Source organism: Lactiplantibacillus xiangfangensis (assembly GCF_001438845.1).
GTDB classification, from domain to species: Bacteria; Bacillota; Bacilli; order Lactobacillales; family Lactobacillaceae; genus Lactiplantibacillus; species Lactiplantibacillus xiangfangensis.
Window position 1 is genome coordinate 1 of sequence record NZ_JQCL01000094.1, and the last position, 1,561, is coordinate 1,561.

General features: G+C 34.3%; 3 protein-coding genes. 1 reads left to right on the top strand and 2 read right to left on the bottom strand.

What is annotated here, in order from left to right:
• Positions 1 to 264 (top strand): tyrosine-type recombinase/integrase (locus IV64_RS11760; protein ID WP_157061154.1); only part of this gene is annotated, 264 nt, incomplete at its 5' end.
• Between the two features lie 8 nt (positions 265 to 272).
• Here IV64_RS11760 and IV64_RS11765 read toward each other — a convergent pair.
• Both IV64_RS11765 and IV64_RS11770 read right to left on the bottom strand, forming a co-directional pair.
• A complete protein-coding gene (locus IV64_RS11765; protein ID WP_021357815.1) occupies positions 273 to 977 on the bottom strand; it encodes a class I SAM-dependent methyltransferase in 705 nt (234 codons plus the stop codon).
• Between the two features lie 214 nt (positions 978 to 1,191).
• The gene (locus IV64_RS11770) at positions 1,192 to 1,518 is read right to left on the bottom strand and encodes a Fic family protein (protein ID WP_057707431.1); all 327 of its coding nucleotides are present in this window, start codon (positions 1,516 to 1,518) and stop codon (positions 1,192 to 1,194) included.
• Positions 1,519 to 1,561 lie beyond the last annotated feature (43 nt).

Here is a 1,561-nt window from a genome sequence, read left to right on the forward strand (position 1 = left end):
TCCATTCAACACCCAGAACGCCATATCACGGAAAAACAGTTCTACAAAATCATGAGTAAGGTTGGCGATCTGTTAGGAATTAATTATCTGGGTACTCATACGATGCGCAAAACCGGGGCTTATCGCGTCTACACACAATCTAATTATAATATTGGTTTGGTCATGCACTTATTAAATCATTCAAGTGAAGCCATGACTTTAGCTTATTTAGGCTTAGACCAAGCAAGTACCGAAAGTATGTTAGATCAAATTGATTTTGGTTAGTAGCTTTTTTATTTGGTTGCTGTTATTACAAAAGTTGGAACCATCGGGGTACCCCACCAACCGTTATAGCCAGTATTTGCAATATTAACGTTTTGATATCCCAAGTCTTTAAGAATACGCACATATTTACTAGTTTCGTAGCCTATATCCATGATTACTAACTGACCTTTTTGTTTTTGAACCCTTGCTATGTTTACAAGCGCTGCTTTCCGTTTCTCAAATGGCTTAATATTATGCAGTACCAAACTAGATACAATCAGATCAAATTCATTATCGTTGAATGGCATGTTTAAGATATTAGCAGTTTTCAACTTTACCTTGTCAGCCAAATTACTATTTTCCATTATTTTTTGAGTAGCTGCAATTGAATTGCTTCCCTGATCCTTATTACTCCAGATATCAATTCCTATTATTTCGCTTATATTTGCTGCTTTTCTGTTAAATTGCAACATAAAGGCACCGTGACCACAGCCAGCGTCTAATATTTTACTGTCTTTTTTTAAATGAATACTGTTAACAATGGATTTCATTATTCTATACTTACCAATTATTGAAGTGTGCATGTATTTAAGCCCACACAAAACTAACACTAAGACCATAATGGCTGAAACGGTGTTAAAACCACTTATTAACATCATAATTCCAATAATTAAAGCTGGCCCAAAGAAAAAAACCAAGCCTATTGGTGCGTCCATCTCCCAAATACTTTTCATTAAAATCTCCTATATCAATGTATTTATTCTTTAAAGCATATCATTTTTGTTGCTAATGTAATCTTTAAACTTAGATTTCAAATCAAATCCATTTCCTATAACTAATCATCGTGATACTACATCATGAGTCACCAAAAGACTTCTTTCTGTAACTAAGAATGGATAAATTGTTCTCTTCACTTATAATATAGAGAACTAATTAGCGCTAAACATCTTAATTTTTCAAAATATATTTTGACGATCTTCCCTTGCCAATAAGTTTTATCCGCTGACTTTTCTTCAATTCACTAAGAGCTCGTTTAATTGTTATATCGCTGTATTGCGGGATCAGGGCCGTGAGCTCACTTCTAGACAAGGGTTTTAATTCTTGCGTTAATGTTGTAAGAATTAAATCCGTTGCCGACACTGGTTTGTCTTGTACCAGATTGAGCCGATCATTAAGATTGCGATATGCTTGCAAGATAACATCCAGAAAATAATCTAAAAAGGGTGCATAGTCATTCTGGTTATTTTGCCAATTTAAAGAACCCTCAATTGTCAAATCAAGTGCAACACTAAGAATCTATTCTTAGAAGTGGTCTAGT

Bases quoted from the DNA above. Each gene is read 5' to 3' on its own strand.
- IV64_RS11765 (WP_021357815.1), bottom strand. From the start codon at position 977: ATGAAAAGTATTTGGGAGATGGACGCACCAATAGGCTTGGTTTTTTTC.